Origin of the sequence: Coleofasciculus sp. FACHB-542 (assembly GCF_014695825.1) — a bacterium.
GTDB lineage: Bacteria > Cyanobacteriota > Cyanobacteriia > Cyanobacteriales > FACHB-T130 > FACHB-T130.
Window position 1 is genome coordinate 45,396 of record NZ_JACJPB010000024.1, and the last position, 19,300, is coordinate 64,695.

General features: G+C 45.8%; 22 protein-coding genes and 1 pseudogene. 11 read left to right on the plus strand and 12 right to left on the minus strand.

What is annotated here, in order from left to right; all coding sequences use genetic code 11:
* Positions 1 to 144: a hypothetical protein gene (locus H6F52_RS07970; RefSeq protein ID WP_190530292.1), complete on the plus strand. Its 144-nt coding sequence runs from the start codon at positions 1 to 3 to the stop codon at positions 142 to 144.
* A 23-nt stretch (positions 145 to 167) separates the two neighbouring features.
* On the plus strand, positions 168 to 626 hold the full coding sequence (aroQ, locus tag H6F52_RS07975; RefSeq protein ID WP_190410627.1) for a type II 3-dehydroquinate dehydratase: 459 nt from the start codon (positions 168 to 170) through the stop codon (positions 624 to 626).
* A 265-nt stretch (positions 627 to 891) separates the two neighbouring features.
* Here the strand turns inward: aroQ and H6F52_RS07980 are convergent, their stop codons facing one another.
* Positions 892 to 1,362, minus strand: coding sequence for a tetratricopeptide repeat protein (locus H6F52_RS07980; protein WP_190533490.1), 471 nt, complete (start codon positions 1,360 to 1,362; stop codon positions 892 to 894).
* Between H6F52_RS07980 and H6F52_RS07985 the strand changes: the two genes are divergently transcribed.
* Both H6F52_RS07985 and H6F52_RS07990 read left to right on the plus strand, forming a co-directional pair.
* A complete protein-coding gene (locus H6F52_RS07985) occupies positions 1,361 to 1,867 on the plus strand; it encodes a DUF1499 domain-containing protein (RefSeq protein WP_190533493.1) in 507 nt (168 codons plus the stop codon). The two genes, H6F52_RS07980 and H6F52_RS07985, sit on opposite strands and share 2 nt — an antisense overlap.
* A 129-nt stretch (positions 1,868 to 1,996) precedes the next feature.
* Entirely contained in the window at positions 1,997 to 3,508 is a 1,512-nt protein-coding gene (locus H6F52_RS07990; RefSeq protein ID WP_190533497.1) for an FAD-dependent oxidoreductase, read from the plus strand.
* A 22-nt stretch (positions 3,509 to 3,530) separates the two neighbouring features.
* On the opposite strand, the gene H6F52_RS07995 is transcribed toward H6F52_RS07990, so the two are convergent.
* Positions 3,531 to 5,144, minus strand: coding sequence for an ATP-binding protein (locus tag H6F52_RS07995; protein WP_190533500.1), 1,614 nt, complete (start codon positions 5,142 to 5,144; stop codon positions 3,531 to 3,533).
* 307 nt (positions 5,145 to 5,451) lie between these two features.
* Between H6F52_RS07995 and H6F52_RS08000 the strand changes: the two genes are divergently transcribed.
* From H6F52_RS08000 to H6F52_RS08020, 5 genes are all read left to right on the plus strand, one after another.
* Positions 5,452 to 6,105 (plus strand): Uma2 family endonuclease, encoded by a 654-nt coding sequence (locus H6F52_RS08000; protein ID WP_190533537.1) that lies wholly within the window; start codon positions 5,452 to 5,454, stop codon positions 6,103 to 6,105.
* Between the two features lie 71 nt (positions 6,106 to 6,176).
* Positions 6,177 to 6,557, plus strand: a complete 381-nt coding sequence (locus tag H6F52_RS08005; protein WP_190439246.1) for a calcium-binding protein — start codon at positions 6,177 to 6,179, stop codon at positions 6,555 to 6,557.
* A 13-nt stretch (positions 6,558 to 6,570) separates the two neighbouring features.
* Positions 6,571 to 6,912 (plus strand): 2Fe-2S iron-sulfur cluster-binding protein, encoded by a 342-nt coding sequence (locus H6F52_RS08010; protein ID WP_190533503.1) that lies wholly within the window; start codon positions 6,571 to 6,573, stop codon positions 6,910 to 6,912.
* Positions 6,913 to 6,927: 15 nt separating this feature from the next.
* Positions 6,928 to 7,095 (plus strand): hypothetical protein, encoded by a 168-nt coding sequence (locus H6F52_RS08015; protein WP_190533506.1) that lies wholly within the window; start codon positions 6,928 to 6,930, stop codon positions 7,093 to 7,095.
* A 68-nt stretch (positions 7,096 to 7,163) separates the two neighbouring features.
* On the plus strand, positions 7,164 to 7,601 hold the full coding sequence (locus H6F52_RS08020; protein ID WP_190533509.1) for a hypothetical protein: 438 nt from the start codon (positions 7,164 to 7,166) through the stop codon (positions 7,599 to 7,601).
* A gap of 60 nt (positions 7,602 to 7,661) precedes the next feature.
* On the opposite strand, the gene H6F52_RS08025 is transcribed toward H6F52_RS08020, so the two are convergent.
* The 9 genes and pseudogenes from H6F52_RS08025 to H6F52_RS08065 all read right to left on the minus strand — a co-directional run bounded on the left by H6F52_RS08025 (position 7,662) and on the right by H6F52_RS08065 (position 14,352).
* On the minus strand, positions 7,662 to 7,946 hold the full coding sequence (locus H6F52_RS08025) for a DUF2470 domain-containing protein (protein WP_190410617.1): 285 nt from the start codon (positions 7,944 to 7,946) through the stop codon (positions 7,662 to 7,664).
* A gap of 26 nt (positions 7,947 to 7,972) precedes the next feature.
* Positions 7,973 to 8,920, minus strand: a complete 948-nt coding sequence (locus H6F52_RS08030; protein ID WP_190533512.1) for an alpha/beta hydrolase — start codon at positions 8,918 to 8,920, stop codon at positions 7,973 to 7,975.
* Between the two features lie 214 nt (positions 8,921 to 9,134).
* Positions 9,135 to 10,070: an aldo/keto reductase gene (locus H6F52_RS08035; protein ID WP_190533515.1), complete on the minus strand. Its 936-nt coding sequence runs from the start codon at positions 10,068 to 10,070 to the stop codon at positions 9,135 to 9,137.
* A 70-nt stretch (positions 10,071 to 10,140) separates the two neighbouring features.
* Positions 10,141 to 11,310, minus strand: a complete 1,170-nt coding sequence (locus tag H6F52_RS08040; protein ID WP_190533518.1) for a pyridoxal phosphate-dependent aminotransferase — start codon at positions 11,308 to 11,310, stop codon at positions 10,141 to 10,143.
* 248 nt (positions 11,311 to 11,558) lie between these two features.
* A complete protein-coding gene (locus H6F52_RS08045) occupies positions 11,559 to 12,380 on the minus strand; it encodes an SDR family oxidoreductase (protein ID WP_190533521.1) in 822 nt (273 codons plus the stop codon).
* Complete coding sequence (locus tag H6F52_RS08050) at positions 12,377 to 12,805, minus strand: DUF1824 family protein (RefSeq protein ID WP_190533524.1); 429 nt, start codon at positions 12,803 to 12,805, stop codon at positions 12,377 to 12,379. The genes H6F52_RS08045 and H6F52_RS08050 overlap by 4 nt, the downstream gene beginning before the upstream one ends.
* Before the next feature lie 12 nt (positions 12,806 to 12,817).
* Positions 12,818 to 13,304 (minus strand): annotated as a pseudogene (locus H6F52_RS26375) (glutathione peroxidase).
* 41 nt (positions 13,305 to 13,345) lie between these two features.
* Positions 13,346 to 14,101 carry a phosphatase PAP2 family protein gene (locus H6F52_RS08060; RefSeq protein ID WP_190533527.1) on the minus strand — a complete coding sequence of 252 codons (756 nt, stop codon included), beginning with the start codon at positions 14,099 to 14,101 and terminating at the stop codon, positions 13,346 to 13,348.
* Positions 14,102 to 14,121: 20 nt separating this feature from the next.
* Complete coding sequence (locus tag H6F52_RS08065; RefSeq protein ID WP_190429539.1) at positions 14,122 to 14,352, minus strand: hypothetical protein; 231 nt, start codon at positions 14,350 to 14,352, stop codon at positions 14,122 to 14,124.
* Between the two features lie 229 nt (positions 14,353 to 14,581).
* On the opposite strand from H6F52_RS08065, the gene H6F52_RS08070 reads away from it, so the two are divergent.
* The gene (locus H6F52_RS08070) at positions 14,582 to 16,825 is read left to right on the plus strand and encodes a flavin-dependent dehydrogenase (protein ID WP_190533529.1); all 2,244 of its coding nucleotides are present in this window, start codon (positions 14,582 to 14,584) and stop codon (positions 16,823 to 16,825) included.
* A gap of 169 nt (positions 16,826 to 16,994) precedes the next feature.
* Here the strand turns inward: H6F52_RS08070 and H6F52_RS08075 are convergent, their stop codons facing one another.
* Positions 16,995 to 18,554: a hypothetical protein gene (locus H6F52_RS08075; RefSeq protein ID WP_190533532.1), complete on the minus strand. Its 1,560-nt coding sequence runs from the start codon at positions 18,552 to 18,554 to the stop codon at positions 16,995 to 16,997.
* Between the two features lie 135 nt (positions 18,555 to 18,689).
* Between H6F52_RS08075 and H6F52_RS08080 the strand changes: the two genes are divergently transcribed.
* A complete protein-coding gene (locus tag H6F52_RS08080) occupies positions 18,690 to 19,220 on the plus strand; it encodes a GNAT family N-acetyltransferase (protein ID WP_190533540.1) in 531 nt (176 codons plus the stop codon).
* Positions 19,221 to 19,300 lie beyond the last annotated feature (80 nt).

Consider the following 19,300-nt stretch of genomic DNA (forward strand, 5'->3'; position numbering starts at 1 on the left):
ATGGACTATATAGAAAATGTGTTGGAAAAGCTCAAAGAATGGGCACGTAAGCTCATCGAAACGCTCCTGGGACCGGAAGCTGAGCCGGAACCAGAACTGATTCCAATTCCAGTGAATGAGAGAGCGTCGCGCCGTCGTAGTTAGTCTATTGAGTTGCTGCTGAAACCTTGGGCATAGTTACTGTTCTGGTGCTGCACGGACCAAACTTAAACCTATTGGGACTCCGAGAACCAGGGATTTATGGCTCTGTGACGTTGGATGAGATTAATCGCCTGTTAGAACAAGAAGGGCAAACGCTCGACTGTAAGGTCTTTACTTTACAGTCAAATCATGAAGGCGTCTTAGTGGATGCAATTCAGAATGCCGTTGGGCAGCACCAAGGAATTTTAATTAACGCTGGGGCATATACTCATACCAGCGTAGCGATACGGGATGCGATCGCGGCTGTTAACCTTCCGACTGTAGAAGTGCATCTGAGTAATATTTACCGACGCGAAGCTTTCCGACATCATTCTTATATCGCACCCATTGCAATTGGACAAATCAGCGGCTTTGGTGCAGAGAGTTACCGCCTGGGGTTAAATGCTCTCGTTCACCATTTGAGACAAAAAAGTGGCGGTGAATAAACTTCGTGGCGAATGATTGTCTTTGTTTGAGGAACAGATGACCGATCCGATTCGGCGTTGCTTCCTGGCATAACAAGCGATCGCCTGAAAACGAGCTTCATTAAACGCATAGCATCTTGACTCGGTCATCTCAGCAGCGACCGGGTTTTTTTTAGAGTTTATTCCCTCCCCGTCAGGGAGACATTTACTACCAAACTTCTTATGTATGGGTGTTTTGAGTAACAAGTGCTGTTGCTTGTAGCTGAATAGTTCTTAGCTTAAATTCTTAGCTCAGCTGTGCGGTACATTCAAGAATCAATCTTTGATTTTCTAAGGCGTAAGGCTGAATTTCCAACGCTTGTCGAAAAGCTTGAATAGCAGCACTGTAGTCTTCGAGTGCGATATGGCACAACCCCATCCCATGCAGCGCCCCAAAATGGAACGGGATGAGCTTAACCACCATCTGGCAGTCTTGGAGCGCCTTTTTGTACTCCCTGAGAATATAGTAAAGAACGGCTCGTCTATTCCAGGCTTCCGCGAAATTTGGTTGAGTCTCAATCAGGTCGGTGAGTAACGCCTCTGCTTTGGCAAGCTCTCCTGCCTCCAGCATTGCCTGCGATCGCCCAAGTAGTTCAAACCCTACCGCTCCCTTTTGATGAAACCAGACGCGCCACAGCTCTGCTGTAGCCTCATAGCGGACGGTTTCATCAGGATTTTTTAGGTCTTCTAGTAACGAATTGATAGAAAATTCATTCATGAATATCACTTCCAATCGGTCGCGTTGGCTTCTAATCTCTCTATCCTTATGTTTAGCAGCTATCTGTTGGATAGGGGCAACTACCGCTTTGTCAGGAGGAACGATCGTGTTTGCCGGAAAACCACCCACTAATCTCGGTGTCCAGTCAGGCCAACTAGCGCCTTGCCCTAGTACGCCCAACTGTGTCAGCAGTCAAAGCCAAAATGCCCAGAATAAAATTGAGCCTTTGACCTACAACTCTTCCCCAACGGAGGCGATCGCTAATCTCAAAACAGTTATCAACTCCCTCCCGAAAACCAAAATTATCACTGAAACGGAGAATTACCTCTACGCGGAATTCACCAGTGCGCTGATGGGGTTTGTCGATGACGTGGAATTTTATCTCGATGAAAGCGCAAAAACGATCCACGTTCGTTCAGCCTCCCGCCTAGGACAGTCGGATTTGGGGGTGAACCGTAAAAGAATAGAGACAATCAGAGCCAAACTCAACGAACTGAGAAGCTAGGTGTAAGTAATAAAACCCCTTCAATCGGTTCGCCCCCACACAAAAGCTCCTCTTCGCCTCCTCCTTGCTTGCGGGGAGGGTTGCGGGTGGGGTTCTTGTCATCCTGAAAACAGAATGGAGATGTGCGCGATGCCAACAGAAACACAAACCCCAAAAATAGTCGTCGTTGGTGCTGGTTGGGCAGGGTTGGGGGCTACCTACCACCTAGCGCGTCAAGGCTATGACGTAACCCTTCTAGAAGCTGGCCCCTATCCGGGTGGCTTGGTGGCGGGCTGGAAGACCGCAGGGGGGCGCTCTGTAGAAGCGGGGATTCATGGTTTCTGGTATCCTTACCGAAATATCTTTTCTTTGGTAAAGGAATTAGGGCTGAGTCCGTTTACGCCTTGGACTCGTTCCTCCCAGTATTCTCCAGCCGGTTTAGAAGTCGAATCTCCCATTTTCCAAGACTTACCGCGACTTCCCACTCCACTTGGAACTTTTCTCTACACGCGATTTAAACGGTTGCCATTAAGCGATCGCCTATCAGCTTTACCGCTACTCTACGCAGTTATTGATTTTGACAATAGCGACGAAGCTTGGCGACGCTATGACTCTGTAACGGCGCGAGAACTCTTCAAAGATTTTGGGGTTTCGGCGCGGCTTTACCGCGATTCCTTTGAGCCGATGCTGCTGGTTGGTTTATTTGCCCCTGGAGAGCAATGTTCCGCCGCTGCCGCGCTGGGTATGCTTTATTACTTCATTTTGGTTCACCAACCCGATTTTGATGTCGTTTGGTGTCGCGGAACAGTTGGTGAGATGATATTTCGCCCTTGGGTGGAACGCATCGAACAAGCAGGGGGAAAATTACTCGCTAACCGACGAGTCAGTGACGTAATTGTTGATAGCAATAATCAAGCGACAGCGGTTGTTTGTGGGGATGAAGTTTTTGAGGCAGATGCGATTATATTTGCCGTTGGTATCAGCGGTATGAAGAAGATTGTGTCTGGTAGCCCCAGCTTACAAAACCGTAAAGAATTTCGGGATATTCATAACTTGGGTGCGGTTGATGTGTTGGCAACCCGTCTCTGGTTTGACCGCAAAATTAATATTCCTCGTCCTTCCAATGCCTGTTTTGGTTTTAATGCAACAACTGGATGGACGTTTTTTGATTTAAATGCCATACATGATGAGTATCGCGATGAGCCAGGGACAGTTATTGAAGCAGATTTTTATCACGCCAATCAGTTTCTTCCCTTAGGCGATGAGGAAATTGTGCCCCTTGTTCAGCAAGATTTAGCCACTTGTATCCCGGCTTTTCGAGACGCGAAAGTAATCGATAGCAGTGCAATCCGCCTGCCGCGTGCGGTGACTCACTTTTTCCCTGGTAGCTATCAGTATATGTTACCAGGAGAGACAAGTATCAAGAATGTCTTTATGAGCGGCGATTGGATTGTGACTCGTCACGGTTCTTGGTCACAAGAAAAGGCTTATGTAACTGGTTTGGAAGCGGCAAATTTGGTGATTTCGCGCTTTAGGAATGGAAGTAAGGCGGCAATTTTACCAGTAGAAGCGGATGAACCGCATATTCAAATGGGTCGATCGCTTAACCAAAGTATACGTAATTTCAGTAAAACATTCTTACCTAATTTTTGGCTACCCTAAGTACGATCGCTCTCGTCAGAGTTTACAAACCAAATATGTCTCTTTTTAGCTCTGCATAAACGTTAGTTCCAGGAGCCACTAGCGGTGCCAGTGTATCCCTGCAAAAGGCATCTACTGTATTACCAGCACCTTTTAGATTGAGTAACTTTTTAGCTGCAATGTAAATATCGCCTCCCGCAGATTTTATATCATCTTGTGCATTACCACGATTGATACTCTTACTAATAGCTGTTTGTTTCGTTGTCAGCAATTCATTAATCAGATCCGGTTTTTCAGATGTAACACATAGCAGATTAAGTATCTCGTCGTTAAATAAATATGATTCTATATGCCGAAGGGAGAGAACTTTAACATCTTTGGTAACTAGCTCTTCAATCTCCTTTGCGCTTTTATCGTCTTTATCAACAACACGAATAATGTCCACACCTTTAGCTAAAGCTTTAATCGTTGCAATTAGGGCAAATCTATCTTCCTCAACCTCATTGCAACTACCAGCTGAAAGAAATTGGGTGTCTGGAAATTCTGTGGCAAAAATAGTGCGGTAGCATTGTGCATCGAATTCAGCTTTTTTAGGGTTGCCTGTCCCCATAATATTGCCTTCACAAATGACTACCCTTCGAGGAGCTACCAAATCAGATAAATCATCCAATGCTACTCTAAGTGTCCGCTCCCAGAACGCACGGTTGACAGGGTGAGGTTCCAAAGTCTGTGGTTGGTCAAAGTCTTTCTCGTCAAAATCGAGAAATACCACTTCACCCGGATTAGCCTCTTGTAAATCTCTAGCACGGCGCATCATGCCGATGGAATGCGTCGCTATCCAAAGTTGGCAATTTTCTGGAAGAAGTTTAAAAAATTCGTCCAGCAATTTGCTTTGTAGGCGAGTGTTCATGTGGGTTTCTGGCTCATCAATACAGAAAACCGTGTTGCTAAAAGACACTCTTTTTACAACAAAATCAAGCAGCAAATCAAAGGCGGCTTTTTCCCCCCCAGACAAATTTTTATACCGGAAATTTTGACTTAGACCCTTTGTGAAGAAAAATGTTCCATCTTCAAGTGGATTACCTGGACCCTTAAGCACTAAATCGCCAAAAACCCGAAGCATCGACTCTCTTATCTGACCAATTAATTCTTCACGTAGATTTCCTACCGTTATTCCATCACGTGTTCCTCCATATACAAATGCAACAGTTTCTGCAACTAAACGTTGATAATTTAAAGAAACATTGACATCATTATCAATTAATCTTTGAATGCGGGTTATATCGGCATTAACATCAATTTTTTGAACATTGGTAACTGTAAAATCAGCCTCGTTTCGATATGCAGAGCGAAAATAAAAAAGCTTTCTTTGTTGAGTTTCTTCCTGTGGTAGCTGTTCGTAGAAAGATACATCAACCAATCCATCCCATACCAGTTCAGGCAGTCCTACTTTATTGAGGTAATCTTTGTCAATATTAAATCCTACAAATCGAGCTGTAATTTTTCTGTAATACAATAGGAAGGCATCAAATAATGATGATTTACCACATCCATTTGGACCAGTCATTACAACTAGACGAGCAGTTTCGGGGATGCCCTGGATAGTGAGATCGTGGAATCGCTTAAAGGACTTAATAGTAACTTTATTTATCCGCATTTGAGTGTGTTAGTACATATTAGACTAATGCTAGAGCGCTAATAGACAGTATCCAGGAGTTGGCTTGGCACTATCTATTGATCGTTTATAGTACAATTATACTACACCTAAATGGGCAGAGTGGGAATTTCCACTACACGAGCAAAGATTTTCTCTGCCTCATTCTCTCAGCAATTTCAGGAACATCCGGTATTTGTCATTTGACTATAACTTCGTGGAAGCCCTCTTTCCTCCTCATTGGAGAGCGATCGCATCCTCATTACTCACTCAACTTGATATCTTGGTAGAAAACACGGGGTTAAGTCCTATGGTGACGACAGCGAAAACCACTCAAGGGAGAGTTGTACTGAAAAACATCAGTTGGCAAACGTTTGAAACAATACTTGCAGAGATGGGGGAAGATCGTAACACTCGGCTGGCTTACGATCGCGGAACGCTGGAAATTATGACTCCTCTGATGCCTCATGAGCATAACAATAGACTGCTGGAACACTTGGTTCTCGCTTTAGCTGAGGAACTGAACCTCAACCTCAGAAGTGCTGGATCTCTCACTTGTAAGCGTCCAGACTTACAGCGGGGTGTTGAACCGGATTCTTGCTTTTATATTCAAAATGAACCGCTAATCAGACAGAAAAGGGATATTGACTTAACGATTGACCCACCTCCTGACTTAGCAGTGGAGGTGGACTATACCAGCGCTTCGGTTGACAGACTTTCAATTTATCTGGCTTTAGGTGTTCCGGAAGTTTGGCGTTATGACGAACCAGTGATGCAAATTTATAAATTGCGAGATGGAGTGTATGTTCCTGGCGCAGGTTCTCCTACTTTTGCAAATTTACCCTTAACAACAGAAATTCCAGGGTTTTTGGAAGAAAGCCTAAGAATTGGGGAAATCCCCATGATTCGGTCTTTTCGCGCTTGGGTAAGACAGCAAATAGAGCATCGTGACGACAATTGTTGAGAAGAATTGAGAACGCGATCGCTCGAAAGATTTATTATATTCAAAGTTTAATTATCCGGAGCTAATGTCTTATGCCTAACGTTGAGGAAGACGAAATCCGAGAGAATCGCATTGCAATGGAGATAATCGTCGATGCCTATGACGAAGAAGAACAGGCGATGGGATGGTACTACTACCTTAACGATAATCTCAACTTCCCCTTTAAAGCTAAGTGGGTGAGAAAGGGAGGCAAATCATCCTCACCTGAAGGCAAAGAAGTTGAGGTAGTGGAAATGTCATCAGAAGATGAATGCTTGCACGATATGTTTGTGGAAGTGCTTTACAAAGATGCTACAGGTGAAGATACGTTCTCGGCTCGTTTATCAGAAATAGAACCGATTGATGCTGATAGCGAAACCTTGGAAGCAATCGCAGACTGGCACTATTGGCTTGACAGAGGATACGAGTTTTAAAGGAGTCGTTTTAATGGCAGTTTATCAAGTCCGGCTGGTAAATCCAGCGATCTCGCTTGACCGTACCATCTCCGTGCCAGACGATCAGTATATTCTAGATATGGCTGAAGATGCGGGCATTCGATTACCTTCTGGGTGTAAGCAAGGGGAATGTTCGGCTTGTATCGCCAAGTTGGTGAGTGGTGAAGTAGACCAAAGCGAACAAAAGTTTCTACGTCCAAAAGAACTAGAGGCTGGGTACACTGTTACCTGTGTGGCTTATCCGCTGTCGGATTGCACTTTAGAAACCCACCAAGAACAAGTGTTATATAAATCAGCTCTTTACTTTCAGCCAGATACTGCTAAATCTGAATAATTTTTGTGCGAATGCTTGCAATATTTCGGAACTAGCAATCAGTCAGTTTTAACTAAAGATACAGATGGTTTTGTTGCCATGTTTTTAGGTGGCAATTTGGTTAAACTTGCCGCTACAAAAGTATTTACAGGGAAGATTATTGAGTGCGATCGCGCTGACGTATATGAAAAAGCCGAAAAATAAAATTTAAAAAAAAAGAATACATCGTTTTAAAGAAAGGAAGAGTGAAATAGCCAGTACGGAGGATAAAAATGAGCCGGTTACTCTACGAAAATTCAGTCTCTTATAAAGGATATCTGATCATCCCATTTGTTTTTGGGATAGCGGATGGTCAAAATATTTACTCTTATAGTTTACTTTCTGAATTAGGGCATAAAGGTAAATTTCATAAATTGGAAAATCCGGCTGGTATTTATTCAAGTTGCATTGATACAATTATTGAGGCAGCCAAAGAACATCTAGATGAGAATTCAGATGTTGTTAGCCAAAACGATTATTTTAAAAATAGATACATTTATCAAGATAATTTGATTATTGTTTATCAATTAGGAAGTAAATATTTTTACGATCATTATAAATCTGATAACTTAAATAATGTTGCCGCGCCAAAAATATTTGGAACTGAACAAGAGTGCATTACCTGGATAAAAGAGGGACTAGATAAGTCACAGATTAATCAACAAGTTTAAATTTTACGAGCATAGAAGTAAGGTGGACAATGCCCACCCTACTCAACGTTCTTTTTGGTACTATTTTGAATGAGAACGCGCTTGTTTCACCATTGCAATGAGCGTATGGTGAGCATCTTCGGCATCTTTGAGAATATGATCGAAGTGAATGCGTATCGGCACATCCGAACCTTTGACTTGTGCCATGAGATTCATACCTTCTGGATCTACTGAAACCATTTCTGCCTTTGCAGCATCGGGAGAATTACCATAAGTTTGGGCGTAAAGAACGACAGCATCAGCATGATCGTCGTTCATGTGAGCGCAAATGCGATCGCTTATTTCAGACGTTATTGCATCGGACATTAGATAGCATCCTCTGATGTAATTAATTAAGAATGTTTAGCGACAAAATTGGTAACTACATTGACGAATTCAACTGTTGACTCATAGGGTAGAACATTACGACCTAACATTTTGATACCCTCAGCGTTGGGTAAAGACTTCTGATAGTCAGCCAAGCGTTCATCGGAAGTTTCACCTTTGCCAGCTTGACTAATGCTGGATGCCGTGTCGCCGACGACTACTAGAGTAGGTTGAGAGATAGATGCGATCGCGTCTTGATAATCTTGCCGCCAAAACCCTGCTAGGAAGGAAAAAACAGCATGGCGAGTCTCTGGTTCTGTCGCACCTTTCTCCAAAGTTTGCAGCCACTCCCGATCGACTGAATCAGCCTTTTCAAAGAGTTGTTTAGTTGAGAAAGAACGTAGGAACTGTTCGCGCCGCGCATAGCGATAAAAGGCACTCCCAAAAGGAGAGTCTAACAGATTCCAGGTAAGTTTTTGCCGCCAATTTTCTCTAGGTTTAGCAAGCAATGTCAAAGCGGGAGGGCCAGCCAGCACCAAGCCTCGAATAAAATTAGAATTCGTTTCTAGACGAACTAACTCAATTGCTACCGGCAGCAAAGCCCCTTGAACCACTACAATCACAGGTTTTTTTACTACAGTCTGCAAAAAATGTTGCAATTGCTGTGCCCAATCAAGAGGACTATAAGCCACATGAGGCATATCGCTCTCACCACATCCCAGTAAGTCTGGATTATAAATTGGATTCCGGCGACCCGCTTCATACCATTCTCGACAGAATCGCTGCCAAAATTTTCGGGATAATCCTACCCCAATGGGATGAATCAATAGTAGGGGAGTCCCGTCATTTGTATTCGGATTAATTGCAGTATGAAACTCGTAGGCGCAGCGATAGTTTTTCCAAGTGTAAAACTGCGTAGGAGTTACGGTTTCAGTTTCAGTTGGTGAATTTTGAGTTGAAGATAAGGGTTGCATAGTTATCCAGAAAGCAATTAAGGTTAGGAGCATCCCAATTAGAGTAAAAACGCCTGATAGCTAAAATCGCAGCTATACAATGAAGCCTGACAAGAGCAGGTTTCAGCCTGTAAGCTTATTTTTAGAAAAATGGGATGCACTCTGCTCATTTTTCGGTTTGACGAGCTAAATTTCGAGTTAACTTAACAGTGCCTCCTAGCAAAGCTCAGCTCATCTATCGCTCGTAAGAATAAATATCTCCCGGCTGCTTGAATAGGGTAGATGAACGCTCTGAAAGCAATTGCAGATCGTCCTTGTCCAATTGGAAACTCAAAGCTTCTACATTCTTGTGAATCTGCTGACGATCTTGAGTAAAGCCTGAGATGACAGCAGCTACACTAGGCTGTTGTTTAACCCAGTTTAAAGCTACCTGAGAAATTGTTTTCTCATATTTTTTTGCCACCTGTGCCAACGTGTCTAGCATCTCTAGGACAAGTTGCCAGCCGCCGTGAGCGCGGATCATACTGTTGTAGTAGAAGCCACGAGCGTGAGAGCCTTCGCTTGGGGGTGATGCAACACCCCGGAACTTATCTGACAAGAAGCCGCCTGCTAGAGGACCGTAGGGCAACAAAGCAATATTATGCTGGAGACATAGACTTTGCATTGAGTTTTCTACTCGTCGGTCAATTAAGCTGTATTGAACTTGATGAGTGCTGATTGTGGCGTATTGCAAAGCTTTTCCCAGCATCGGCGTGTTGAAATTAGTAACGCCAAGTTTGCGAATCTTACCTTGTTCTAAAAGTTCTGCGAACGTAGTAAAAGTAGAGGCAAAATCTAATCCTGGATTGTGCCAGTGGATTTGTACGCAATCGAGAGTATCGCGCTGCAAATTGCGGAGAGAATTCTCAATTTTGCTGCGAATTTGTGTTGGATTCGGAATATTGTCGAAAAAGACGGCTTTGGTCAAAATGGTGCAGTCGCTTCCTTTGAGCAAGCGACCGAGAACACTTTCGCTGCGTCCGTAGATGTCTGCGGTATCAAAATGAGTAGTACCCAGCGCTAAGTAAATATCCAAAGCACGGGCAATATCGGTTTCTGGAATTCGTTTCCAACTGCGATCGTCGAGTTGCCAGCAGCCGATAATTAAAGAGGATTTTTCTTGGCTATTCATGCTTTCCGTCAATATTCCTTGCAATTCATGGCAAAAAGGTGTAATTCTTCGCTAAATGCCCCCTTGACGATTATGCGCTTAAAATCGCTGACAAACCCCTCACGAATCGCCCAATCCCCTCGGCTGCGGTTTCTTTTTGCAGGGCACCATAGGCAACGCGCAGATAACACCCGTCTTCCATGCCAAAGGTTGTACCTGGAATAACCGCGACACCATGTTCGCGGATCAGTCTTTCTACCAAGTCCATTGCAGGTAATTTTGTATGGACTCTCAGCAGAAAATAAAAAGCTCCATCTGCTGGGGGAATGGTGCATAAATGTTGGATGCGATCGCATTCGTTGAGGACAATTTCTCGCACAGAGGCGATCGCTTCTAGCTTTTCCTTGCAGTAGCCTACTCCCGCTTGTAATGCCCCGAATGCGGCATACTGGGAAATCACCGGGGGACAAATCAAAATCGTATCCTGAATCTTCTTGACGGCGATGAGGAGGTGTTTCGGCATCACCATATACCCGATGCGCCAGGATGCGAAACCGTAAGCTTTAGACAGCGAGAAGAGGGAAATTGTATGGGGGTGGCTGTTTGGAATCGCTGCTGGGGAAAAATGCTGCACGCCGTTGTAAGTAAAATATTCATAGGCTTCATCGCTGATGTGATAGATGCCGCGATCGCGACAAATTTGATTCACTTCGCGTAATGCTGCTTCCGAATACACGGCTCCCGTGGGATTATTAGGTGAAATTGTGACAACTGCCCGCGTTTTTTCGGTAATTGCTTGCCGAATCGCCTCCGGACGGAGTTGATAATTCTCATCCGTCGCGACCAGAACCGGACGACAACCCACCATCGTAATTGCCATCTCTTGGTTGAAGTAATAAGGCGTTTGAAGAATAATCTCGTCGCCGGGATTTGCGATCGCTAACACCACATTCACGAACGCCATGTTACTGCCAGCCGTGACTACAATGCAGTTCTCAGCATTCATGTCAATCGCGTTCTCAAATTTTAATTTTTGAGCGATCGCCTCCAGCAACGGCGAGATACCTTGTACGGGTTTGTACTTGTGATTCTCTGGATCTGCCAGGAAATGGGACAGTTGCGCGATCGCTTCTGGCGGCGGACTATAATAAGCAACGCCTTGTCCCAAGGAAATCGTTCCCGGACAGCTACGAATCAATTCCCCAACAACGGGAATAATTGGCGACTGCACCGCCTGCATTCGAGAAGATTCGGTAAGCATACAAAACTCATCGTTCAGGGTTTATTGTGCGTATTTCATATTATTTAAAATTTAACAATTACCTTTTTCTTGTTCTCCTTTTCAAAGGAGTTTAGGAATCAAAGGGTGAATTGTACAAGCTTAAATCCCCTAGCCCACTTCAAACGGGAAAGCTGGAATTTTTTTGCATACAGCGAAACCGAGATTCCCGACTTCTTAGAGAAGTCGGGAATCTAAATCGATGGCATCTCATAACTCCAATAAGATTGCTATATTGTTTCTGGATGGCTTAATTGAAACCCAGCGGCTTTTAGCTTCTGAGTTGACACTCGCGCATTGTAAGGTCGAACACTTTTCTGGGATTCATCCCAAGAAACTTTGGGTAGATTATGTTGGTTGCACACGCGGTCAAGAAGTTCTCGATAAGTCAAATGTGCATCATCTACTAAATTATAAATTCCTTGGAATTTGTGCTTGCGGGCAAACTCGATAGCAGCAACAATGTCATTTTGGTGAATCCAATTTGTTGTGTCTTCGCCATTTCCTGGGCGAGTTGTACCAACAACTCGACTGAATATTTTGGATAATTCACGACCTGGCCCATGAATCCCGCCTAACCGGAGGATGCAAACGCCTAGATTTTCAGTGGATGCTGATAGCAATACTTGCTCGGTATCGCAGAGAATTTGACCATTCTTATTAGCCGGTGCAACGGGTGATTCTTCATCCACCCATTCCCCATTTTTATCCCCGTAGACCGCATAACTTCCGGTGTAAATTAGCTGTCGCACCGAAGGAGTTTGTTTCAAGGCTGAGACTAAGCTATGGGCAGTTTTTAAATAAGTTTCTTCGTAAACATCGGCATTTTTTGCTCCAATACTCAGCAGTACAGTATCCTGATTTTCCAGCACCGATTGTAGACCTGCCAAATCATCACCTTTTGTAAGGACGACTCGTTGGCCAACTGCTTCTAATTCTGAAATTCGTTCGGGAGAAGTTGTGGTTGCGGTGACAGTAAATCCTAACTCCTGACGCCAATATTGGGCAACTGCCTTACCCACATAACCACAGCCGATGACTGCAACGTTCATGAAGATTCCGATGTAAATAAATCTAAAGGTAAATGACCGTACATCTCGTTAATTCCGTCTTCATTCGCAGACTGGCAGGACACCAAAACTCCGCGATGTTCTCCTATGTACGGATTGAGATAACACAAGTTAGTCTTGGGGTTAAATTTAATATAAACAGAGCCATCAATCGGTGCTAAATCTTTATTGACTTCATAACCTAAAGCCATTGCATAGGTTTTTAAAGCTTTAATCCCTTGCTCTGTTGTATCGGCACAAACCCCTAGTATTTGGTTATCAGAAAGCTCACTTACCAAAAGTAGCGCTTGACGAATTGAATCTTTATCCGGTGCATCTTCACTGGAATCTATCCTTAAGCAGTCGAAAACTTTGAGGATTTTATGTGCTTCTTGAACGGTTAAGTTTGACAAATTCTGGACAGACATAAATTCCTTGACTTACTGGGCTAATTCCCGCTCAATCGCTGCAATCAATTCTGGTGAATCTGGCTTCACACTGCTATTAAATCGAGCTACGACTTCACCTTGCTTACTGACTAAGAACTTCTCAAAGTTCCAAGAAACATTTCCCGTAGGCTGTACTGCACTGGTAAGCCGAGCATACAGCGGATGCTGTTCTTGACCTTTGGCATGAACTTTGTCAAACATCTCAAAGCTGACGCCGTAGTTGGTCGTGCAGAAATTCACAATCTCTTCATTGCTACCGGGTTCTTGCGCTCCAAAGTCGTTGCAAGGGAATCCTAGAACGCGCAATCCCTGATCCTGGTACTTTTAGGTTTAACTGCTCTAATCCTTTGTACTGAGGCGTGTAGCCGCACTGGGAAGCGACATTCACGATTAAAAGTACCTTTCCGCCGTACTCGGAAAGTTGCTTATCTTCACCGTTGATAGTTTTTACTGCGATATCAGAGACTGTACTGCTCATTAATTTCATTCCTATACACCCTGATTGAGCTGTGTTTTCCCTTATCTGCGGTTAGCGATATTGGATTCTTCTTCGTTAGGGATGGGCGTTTTTTGAGGGGCTGGCTTGTAATATTCTTGCCAAATTTCTAGGCTGAGGATACAGGTCATCAACCACACAATCCCTGCTGCATAGCCAGCGACGACATCCGTAGGCCAATGGACGCCAAGATAAAGCCGACTCAGACCAATACCCGTAACCAATAGCAGTGTCCCGCTAGCGATCGCTATATGCCATTTACTCAACTGCTTGACCAGTAAATAGCCAAGTGCGCCGTAAACAACCATTGAAATCATCGCATGACCGCTGGGGAAGCTGTATTGACCCACATCAATGACCCGATCCCAAAGCGCCGGACGAGCGCGACCAAATACCACTTTGAGTAAATAGTTTAAGCCAACCGCACCCACTCCAGCGATCGCAAGTGTTATGGCTTGCCCTCGCCGACCGTCTCGGTACAGCCAAATCCCGAAGCCCAAGCAAATGACTAGCAACACCGTGGGTTCTCCCACAAATGTGAATCCCAGCATTAGCCGATCGAGCAGCGGCGCGTGCAGGCTTCTGATAAACACTAGAATTGCCGTGTCAATGGCTTGGGTTTCTTTGTCTAAAACTTCGTCAGCAATTTGGGCAAATCCCCACAACCCTAAGGCAGCAACGAATAGACCCGCTGCTGGAATCGTAAATAACAAGGGTAATATGTGCGATCGCCACCACTGCGGCAACGCGGAGATAACTCGCTTGGCAATTTCGCGCATGATCTGGCGGTTCTAATTTGCTAGAGGCTAGCCCAAGCTTGGGCAACGATGTCGCTAAGCCAGTGTCTTTGTGCCTGATCCAGCAGACTATCTTCTTCTAGCACTTGAGCGGTTAATTCGTCTAAAGACTGCCCCTCTTGACGGGCAATTTGAACGACTCCAGCGATCGCTGCTGCCACTAATTCTTCATCAACGGGCTTTTGCCGCAAGGCGACAATTTCTTGAGGACTGGCTGGGATGGGATAATTCATGGCGTAGGTCATAGTCTATGGGCGGGTTTAAAGGATTCATCGCTCAGGGCTTTCGTCGTGAGCGGTTCCCCGCCCGTCCAACAGTTGCACCCCTGTACATTAAGAAAATGAGAATTGTGTAAAGTTTTTTAATCGATTCTAAGCAATTCGTATCCGGAAGTTTAGCGCACTTTGACCCCGGTTCACTCTGTCTTTCTCAGGAATAGGTTCCCTAATGCAGATCGCCAATATGAGAGAAATACTTTACTTAGAAGTTCCTACCCCGGATATAGCCGCCGTCCGCGCCTGGTTGCAACAAGAGTACGATCCAGGAGCAGGGGAGAAAATGTTCACGCCTGACGGTATCAGACTGCAATTTCCCAATCCTGAGAGTCTTAAAAAAACGGATACAACCCAAAATCCCGCGATTCCGCAACCCGAACTCTCAATTTTTATTTGGTCGGTGCAGCGAACCACGTATCTGAAGGTCTTCCGTTGGGCACAGCAGGCTATCCCCGGTGAAAGAGAGATCCTGAAACAACTTACCTCGAATCTGAGAAGCCAGTTTCCCCAACAATATCCAGAACCACCGGCGATTGATTTGTCAAAGCAATCTATCTTTGAAGCTTTGGCTCACGATTACCCGGAAACCGTCCGCTTCTTTCAAAAAATGCCGAACGGGGAATATGACCTGAATCGTGTCTATTGGTGGGAGAAACGTTGGCGCGAGAGCGTTCGCAATCCGAAACAGCCAGCGCAGGTTATCTTCCGAAGAGACAGGGAAATCAGGAATCAAAAGGGAGATGAAGCCTTCACTGACTCTTCCTCCCTCCCCTCTCAGTCCATCCTGCGGGAAGGCGAAGCGCCCTCAGCCCTCAGCCCTAAACCCTCAGCCCTCAGTCCTCAGTCCTCAGTCCTCCCCCCTCAGTCCTCTTCCTACGACCTGATTTATGTAGGTGGTGCCTTGGGCGTCATCCACGCTGCTGTCATGGCTCAACTCGGCTACCGAGTGCTATTGCTGGAACGGCTCCCTTTCGGGCGCATGAACCGGGAGTGGAACATTTCTCGCGATGAATTTCAAAGCTTGATTGATTTAGGCTTATTTACCCCGGCGGAATTTGAAAGCATTATTGCCGCGGAGTATGTAGACGGGTTTCACAAATTCTTCGATGCCAATAATCCGCCCAAGCTCAAAGCACAGGTATTGCATACCCCAACCGTGCTGAATGTGGGATTGGACGCCGAGAAACTGCTGCGTCTGTGTGGGGAAAAACTCACCAAAGCCGGTGGGGAAATTTGGGATGAGACGGAGTTTATCCGGGCTGATATTGAGCGATCGCAAGTTACTGTGCAAGCGAAACATCTGCCCAGCCAAGCTCAGCGCCAAGCTAGCGGACGCCTGCTAGTAGATGCGATGGGCACTGCTTCGCCGATTGCGTGGCAGTTGAATGGGGGTCGCACTTTTGATAGTGTTTGCCCAACCGTTGGGGCTGTGATTGCCAGCGGGTTTGAGCCGGGGGTCTGGGATGCCCAATACGGGGATGTGCTGAACAGTCACGGCGATATTTCGCGGGGACGGCAGCTGATTTGGGAGTTATTCCCCGCTGAAGGTGAAGAAGTGACCTTCTACTTATTCCACTATCATCAAGTGCATCCCGATAACCCCGGCTCGTTATTAGAAATGTATGAAGATTTTTTCAACATTTTGCCGGAGTATCGCCGCTGCGATATGGAGAAGCTGGTGTGGAAAAAACCGACATTTGGGTATATTCCGGGTCACTTTAGTGTTGGAAGTCGCGATCGCACGGTTGCTTTCGATCGGCTAATTAGCATTGGCGATGCCGCCTCTCTCCAATCTCCCCTCGTTTTTACCGGCTTTGGTTCCCTGGTTCGCAATCTCTCCCGTTTAACCAACCTTCTCGATACCGCCCTCAAACATGACTTGCTCCAAGCCCATCACTTAAATCAGATTCGCGCTTATCAAAGCAACGTCTCCGTTACCTGGTTATTTTCTAAAGGCATGATGGTTCCCACCGGCACCTACTTACCGCCGCAGCGAATTAACTCGATGCTGAATACCTTTTTCGGGCTTTTGGCGACAGAACCCCCAGAGGTGGCAGACACGTTTATTAAAGACCGAGTGAATTGGCTAACCTTCAATCGACTGGCGCTAAAAGCCGCTTGGATCAATCCAGCTTTGCTGTTATGGATTTGGCAACTTGCCGGTGCTAAAGATATCTTCCGCTGGCTGGGCAGCTATTTCAGCTTTACACTTCATGCCCTAGTTGTTTGGTTGCTGGGGGGTTGGTTTCCGGGTGCCCTCCGGCGTCTACAACCTTCACTAGAAGAACACTATCCTGCTTTGTGGTTATGGCTGCTGGCTCAGAGCTATGCCCTCACTGCTGGGATGGGGCGTCCTCAAAAGAACCATCAGCTTTCTACGCGGAAAGAGCAGAGGCAAACGTCTTCCGAGCGAGTCGCGATTAAAAATTAAAAATGCAAAATTAAAAAGAACAATGTTTAATTTTGTATTTTTAGGACTTACGCCGAGATCCCCCTTGCATCTCCCTTAAAAAGGGGGAACCGGAAAAGCCCCCTTAAAAAAGGGGGCTAGGGGGATCTAGATTTCAAGCTTTCAATGCGTAAGTCCTGATTTTTAATTTCTACGCGCCAGTTTTTCTGGGAAACGTTGGCAATTCTATCGACGCCAAGGATTTCCGCCCTTTCGGGGGACGTGTCGGATAAAGCAGAGGGGAAGGCCAGTTTGGTTGGGAGGGGATGGCATCAGGGCGCTGGGTGGGCACAGCAGCCGGAAATTCTCTGCGGGATATTACCTCCTCTTCTTGCTCAGCATTGTCTCCACTCGCATCCTCTGACCAGATTGCCTCTGGTTCAGAAGGCTCAAAGATGTACGAGGAAGGAGAAGCTGATTCGGCATTTTCTAGGGCATAGATCGTTCCAGCTTCATCGTTCTCATCTGGCTCGAAACTGACAGCCAGCAGCAGGTCTTCCAGTTCGTTCTCAATCGCGATACTTTCCTGGGTAGAAGCGATCGCTAATTCATCGCTGAAATCGTCGTTATCAGAAATTTCCAGCTCAGGGGGCATGAGAAAATCATCCATGAGCGGATCGGAGTCTGAGTCTAGCATTCCCCATTGCCATATCTCCTCTTCATCGGTGGCTTCGAGGCTCTCAGAGGCGGGTATTTCTTCTAACGGCTCCCATTCCCTCGAAACGAAGGCAGTTGCCTCTGTAATCGGTGCATAAGCCGGAGATGGTACTGAAATCTCCCAATCTTCCTCATTCTGGGCGGAGTCTTCCTGAAATGCCGGTTGCGCTGACCAAGGTTGAATAGGCGGCGCTTTGGGGAGCAGAGATTGAGAATCGTGGGCGTTTTTAAGATGGCGATGCGCCCAAGTGGGAGAAGGTCTGGTATCTGGTTCGATTTGGGTGGGGGGAGGCATTTCCAGACACTTTTCTAACGCCGACTTGAATTGCAGGGTTTGGCGCTGCTGGCGTTGCAAACGGGTACGGAGTTCGCGGATTGTATTTTCGCTTTGCAACAGCGCGTGAGATTGTTCGTTATAGCGTTGCTGGGTGAAGGCACATTCCCGTTCTAGCTGGGCGATGCGTTCTTGGCTGTTTTCCAGCTGTTCTGTTACGGTTTCAATTAAGATTTGTTGGCGCTGGGCAGCTTGATGAGACGATTCTAGTTCTCGGAACATCCGGGTGACTTGTTCTTGCGTCCCGTTGAGTTCCTGGGTTGTAGAGGTGAGGATATTTTCTTGAGCTTGCGATCGCTGTCTTTGCAATTGCAACGCCTCCTGACAATCCCCCAGTGCCTTCTCTAGGTGATTCACTCGGCTGACTAAGTCCCGATTGCGCTGACGCATCTCCGCCAACAGTGGAAACAAATTTCCCGCCTCTGCTGGCAATGACTGCGGCTCAGACTTTTCCCGATGCACCCCATCCCCATCATCAGTTGTTTTTGCGGCATTCGCCTCATCGTCTACTAGCGCGGGTGAACGATGCACTAAGCTGACGACTTCTATTACTTCCACGAGAGTCTCGTCCTGTGCCGGTGCTGTCTCCTGTACAGGATCAAGGTTAGGATCTGTTTCATCCTTCACCGGATCTTCCACTGGATCGTCCATTGGAGAATCGGTTGATTGGGGGAAGGACTGGGACTGGTTAGCTTCTTGGGGGGTGTCAGCTTCACTCATTGCTCTGATTTAAGAGAAGGTCATGGGTGCTTGGAATGGACTGGCTGTAGCTTTATCAATTCACAGCTTTAGTTGCGCCTAGATTGCAATAATTCTAATAAGATTATTCCACGACGCTCTCGGAGTCACTCTACCATTTTCAAATTTCGCATCGACGAGGAAATCGAACTCAAATTGCTTGAGGTGCGACACGCACAAGAAGTTTATGCTTTGGTTGATTCTTGTCGCACCTCCCTACGGGAATGGCTTCCCTGGGTTGATGGCTCGAAAAGTCCTGAAGATACCAAGTTTTTCATTGAGGCTGCATTGAAACAATTTGCCGCCAATAATGGATTTCATGCTGGCATTTGGTATCAGGGCAAAATGGCAGGAGCAATTGGATGTCACGAAATTGATTGGGAAAATCGAGCCACTAGCATTGGGTATTGGCTGGGCGAGAATTTCCAAGGACGCGGGATAATGATTAAATCGTGTCGCACTTTGGTAAATCATACTCTGGTTGAGTTGAAGCTGAACCGAGTTGAAATTCGCGCTGCCGTGGAGAACTCTAAAAGTCGAGCGATTCCAGAGAAACTAGGATTTACCAATGAAGGAACGCTTCGCCAAGCTTGTTGGTTATACGACCATTTTGTATACAGCAGATTGCAAGTTCATGAAGTACAGTAGCAGCAGTTTGTGAACCAGTTGCGTAGGTGTTTTGGATTGACTAAATCAAGTGCAGTAGCAAGCAAAGTATCAACCATTTT

Excerpts from the sequence above, each read along its gene's own strand:
- H6F52_RS07995 (WP_190533500.1), bottom strand. The coding sequence starts at position 5,144 with ATGCGGATAAATAAAGTTACTATTAAGTCCTTTAAGCGATTCCACGAT.
- H6F52_RS07990 (WP_190533497.1), top strand. The coding sequence starts at position 1,997 with ATGCCAACAGAAACACAAACCCCAAAAATAGTCGTCGTTGGTGCTGGT.
- H6F52_RS07980 (WP_190533490.1), bottom strand. The coding sequence starts at position 1,362 with ATGAATGAATTTTCTATCAATTCGTTACTAGAAGACCTAAAAAATCCT.
- H6F52_RS08040 (WP_190533518.1), bottom strand. The coding sequence starts at position 11,310 with ATGCTTACCGAATCTTCTCGAATGCAGGCGGTGCAGTCGCCAATTATT.
- H6F52_RS08030 (WP_190533512.1), bottom strand. The coding sequence starts at position 8,920 with ATGCAACCCTTATCTTCAACTCAAAATTCACCAACTGAAACTGAAACC.
- H6F52_RS08050 (WP_190533524.1), bottom strand. The coding sequence starts at position 12,805 with ATGTCTGTCCAGAATTTGTCAAACTTAACCGTTCAAGAAGCACATAAA.
- H6F52_RS08075 (WP_190533532.1), bottom strand. The coding sequence starts at position 18,554 with ATGAGTGAAGCTGACACCCCCCAAGAAGCTAACCAGTCCCAGTCCTTC.
- H6F52_RS08035 (WP_190533515.1), bottom strand. The coding sequence starts at position 10,070 with ATGAATAGCCAAGAAAAATCCTCTTTAATTATCGGCTGCTGGCAACTC.
- H6F52_RS08010 (WP_190533503.1), top strand. The coding sequence starts at position 6,571 with ATGGCAGTTTATCAAGTCCGGCTGGTAAATCCAGCGATCTCGCTTGAC.
- H6F52_RS08005 (WP_190439246.1), top strand. The coding sequence starts at position 6,177 with ATGCCTAACGTTGAGGAAGACGAAATCCGAGAGAATCGCATTGCAATG.
- H6F52_RS08020 (WP_190533509.1), top strand. The coding sequence starts at position 7,164 with ATGAGCCGGTTACTCTACGAAAATTCAGTCTCTTATAAAGGATATCTG.
- H6F52_RS08000 (WP_190533537.1), top strand. The coding sequence starts at position 5,452 with ATGGTGACGACAGCGAAAACCACTCAAGGGAGAGTTGTACTGAAAAAC.
- H6F52_RS07970 (WP_190530292.1), top strand. The coding sequence starts at position 1 with ATGGACTATATAGAAAATGTGTTGGAAAAGCTCAAAGAATGGGCACGT.
- H6F52_RS08060 (WP_190533527.1), bottom strand. The coding sequence starts at position 14,101 with ATGCGCGAAATTGCCAAGCGAGTTATCTCCGCGTTGCCGCAGTGGTGG.
- H6F52_RS08025 (WP_190410617.1), bottom strand. The coding sequence starts at position 7,946 with ATGTCCGATGCAATAACGTCTGAAATAAGCGATCGCATTTGCGCTCAC.
- H6F52_RS08045 (WP_190533521.1), bottom strand. The coding sequence starts at position 12,380 with ATGAACGTTGCAGTCATCGGCTGTGGTTATGTGGGTAAGGCAGTTGCC.
- H6F52_RS08070 (WP_190533529.1), top strand. The coding sequence starts at position 14,582 with ATGAGAGAAATACTTTACTTAGAAGTTCCTACCCCGGATATAGCCGCC.
- H6F52_RS07985 (WP_190533493.1), top strand. The coding sequence starts at position 1,361 with ATGAATATCACTTCCAATCGGTCGCGTTGGCTTCTAATCTCTCTATCC.
- H6F52_RS08065 (WP_190429539.1), bottom strand. The coding sequence starts at position 14,352 with ATGAATTATCCCATCCCAGCCAGTCCTCAAGAAATTGTCGCCTTGCGG.